The organism is Rhodoferax sp. (assembly GCF_039922535.1).
In the GTDB taxonomy this organism is placed as follows: Bacteria; Pseudomonadota; Gammaproteobacteria; order Burkholderiales; family Burkholderiaceae_C; genus Rhodoferax_B.
Genome location: NZ_JBDTEM010000456.1, coordinates 1 through 3,019, shown reverse-complemented (window position 1 = coordinate 3,019; position 3,019 = coordinate 1). Strand labels below are relative to the sequence as shown.

At 67.7% G+C, this 3,019-nt stretch carries 3 protein-coding genes; all 3 read right to left on the bottom strand.

Annotation, left to right across the window (positions count from 1 at the left end; genetic code table 11):
• Positions 1-649 (bottom strand): response regulator (locus ABI213_RS21765; RefSeq protein ID WP_348028626.1); only part of this gene is annotated, 649 nt, incomplete at its 3' end.
• Entirely contained in the window at positions 646-1,260 is a 615-nt protein-coding gene (locus ABI213_RS21760; protein WP_348028624.1) for a hypothetical protein, read from the bottom strand. The genes ABI213_RS21765 and ABI213_RS21760, both read right to left, overlap by 4 nt.
• Positions 1,253-2,716, bottom strand: a complete 1,464-nt coding sequence (locus ABI213_RS21755) for an ATP-binding protein (RefSeq protein WP_348008212.1) — start codon at positions 2,714-2,716, stop codon at positions 1,253-1,255. Before ABI213_RS21755 ends, ABI213_RS21760 begins: the two co-directional genes overlap by 8 nt.
• Between the last annotated feature and the right edge of the window lie 303 nt (positions 2,717-3,019).

Genomic DNA, 3,019 nt, shown 5'->3' with positions numbered 1-3,019 from the left:
CCTTGACGTGGCCAAACAGCTCGGATTCCAGCAGCGCCTCGGGGATGGCGCTGCAGTTCACCGCCACAAACGGGCCGTGGGCGCGCGGGCTGGCGCGGTGGATGGCGCGGGCCAGCAGCTCTTTGCCGCTGCCGCTTTCGCCCCGGATCAGTACCGAGGCATCGCTGGGCGCGACCAGCCGGGCCTCGGCCAGTACCTCGTCCATCACCGCAGACCGGCTGACGATTTCTTCGCGCCAGACCTCGCCCGCCGAGCCCGGCAGGGGCCGCGCCGTGGCCGATACCGCCAGCGCTTTGCCCACGGCGGCCAGCAGCTCTTGCCCGTCAAACGGCTTGGTCAGGTAGCTGAAGACCCCGCGCAGCGTGGCATCCACCGCGTCGGGAATACTGCCGTGGGCGGTGAGCAGAATCACCGGCAGCCCGGGCAGCCGCGCCTGCACCGCGTCGAACAAGGCCAGGCCGTCCATGCCGGGCAGGCGCACATCGCTCAGCACCAGTTGCGGCCGCAGCACCTCCAGCCGGGCCAAGGCTTCTTCGGCACTGGCCACTGCGGTCACCAGGTGGCCGGCCGCGCCCAGGCGCAGGGACAGCAGGCGCAGCATGTCGGCATCGTCGTCCACCACCAGAATTTGTACACGTGCGGTGCTCATGGTGCTTTGCTCGCGCCGTTGCGAGGGGCCAGGGAGCGTTCAATGGCCTTCAGCGCTTCGAGTTGTTCGGTGAGCTGGTCGATGCGGCGCTGGCTGTCGCGCAGTTGCTGGGTTTGGCGGTTGATTTGTTCGTCCAGGCGTTTTAGCTCCGTGGCGCGGGCGGACAGTAGCCGCGCCCAGTCGGCCCAGGGTTGGGCAGCGGGATCGGCCGAGGTTTGCACAGCATCCAGCTGGGCCAATGCCCTGGCGGCATCGCCAGGACCACGGGTATGCAGCCAGACCAGGGCCAGGTGCACCGCGCTGGCCGGTGTAACGGGTTCGGCGGCAATGCGGGCGGCTACCGCGGGTAGCGCGTCGGGGGGCGTCTGGCGCAACTGGTCTTGCCAGCGCAGCAGCGCGTGCCCTGCTTGGGCCACCGGGTCCGGGACGGGCACGGCTGTTAACGGCGGTGTGCTGGCCTCCGGCACCTGGGACGCGGGCTGGGTGTCGATCGGCAATGCAGGGCGTGGTGTCTCTTGCGAGGCATCGGGTGGCGGGCTGGCACAGGCGGCCAAACCCAGCAGGATGGCCACCAGGCTGGCAGCGCTGAGCCAACTTAGGTATTTAGACATGGGAGGTATCCAGGGGTAAAAATATGCGGAAACAGGCACCGCCTGCGTCGGCCATCAGCTGCACCCGCCCGCCGTGGGCAGTAACCTGCTCGCGCACGATGGCCAGGCCGATGCCGCTGCCGCGTGGTGGATGGGCACCGGTGCTGGTGCTGAGCTGGGGCGGTTGCGCGCTGCCTCGGTAAAACGGGTCAAAGATGTGTTCCCGGTCGGCGGCGGCGACACCGGGGCCATCGTCGTTGATTTGCAGGGCGATGTGCCGGTCGTTGGTGCTTCCCAGCAGGCCGACCCACCAGCGGATGCGCCCGCCCACCGGGCTGAAGCGGATGGCGTTGGACAGCAGGTTGCCCAGCGCCATGCCCAGCCGCTCTGGGTCCACCGGATGGGTCAGGCTGGTATCGCCTTCCACCACCACGGCCAAGCCGCGGGCCTGCCAGCTCAATCGCTGGGCCTGCACTACGCCTTCTAACAATGTGTGCAGCAGGGTGGGGCGGCGCTGCAACTGCCGGGCATCGAAGGCGGCGGCGTTATAGCGCAGCAGGTCTTCAATCTGCTGCTGCAGCACGCCGGTGTTGTGCTGCAAGATGCCGACGATCTCAGTCTGCTCTGCGCCCAGCGCGCCGCCCACGCCCTCGCTCAGCAAGGCCACGCCTTCGCGCAGGGCGGCCAGCGGGGTTTTAAGTTCGTGTGAGGTGTGGCGCAGAAAGCGGGCCTTGTCTTCGTCCAGCTCGGTCAGGCGCAGGCGCAACCAGTCGAGCTGGCGGCCCAGGCTGGCCAGGTCGGACGGGCCGCGGATCACCACCGGTTCGTTCAGCCGCCCCTCGCCCAGTGCCACGATGGACCGGCCCAGGCGGCGCAGCGGCTGCGTTAACCACAGCCCAAAAGCCAGCGCCGCCACCGCTGCCGCCACGATGGCCACCAACACCTGCTGCACCTGGCGGCTGCGCTGCGCCTCCAGCGCGTCTTGTAGTTCCTGGTTGTGTTCGGCAATGCTTTGCTGCACCTGCAGCGTCAGCCCGCGCGAGATGCCGTCCAGCGTGCGGAACTCGGCTGCCACCGTCTCGTCCCGGGCCGCCACGGCCAGCCGCCCATCGGCCAACTGGCTGCGTATACGCACCACCGAGGCCAGCCACTGCTGGGCCAGCGTGGCCGTGGGCGGGTACTGGCCCAGCGGCAACAGCAGCACCTGCGCTTGGTTGGCCGCATCGTCAAAGCGCTGGCGCAAAGCGTTGTCGCCCAGCACCAGGTACTGGCGGGCGGCCCGCTCCATGTCGGTGCTGCGCTCGGCCAGGCCCCGGGTAGACAGATTGAGCTGGATGCCCTGCTGCCCGGCCTCGCGGCTTTGGGCCAACACCCCTTGCAGCGCCTGCAAACCGCTGAGCGACACCGCGCCCAGCAGCAGCGCGATCAGCACGAAGGCGAACAGCAGCAGTTGGCGGAAGGAGGCGCGTAGGGTCAAATCGGGAGGGCTCCTGGACAGGTGGGTAAAAGCCGTAACCAGTATAAAAGACTGTGCTGCACTGCAGCATTTGACTGCCCGTAGTAGGGCTATGCTGAGGGCAGGGCCGCCGCAACCATCTTCTTAATTTATAAGCTTTTTAGGCCTCTAGCGCATATTCTGCCTGCGCAAGCAGCTATCTATTCCATAGTAACCACCATGCACACCCTGACGCAGACCCTGACGCTTTCTCAAGCCCGCAACCTGCACCTTGCCGCCCAGGGTTTGCTCACCACGCCGCGCCGCAAAGCCACCCCGCTCGCC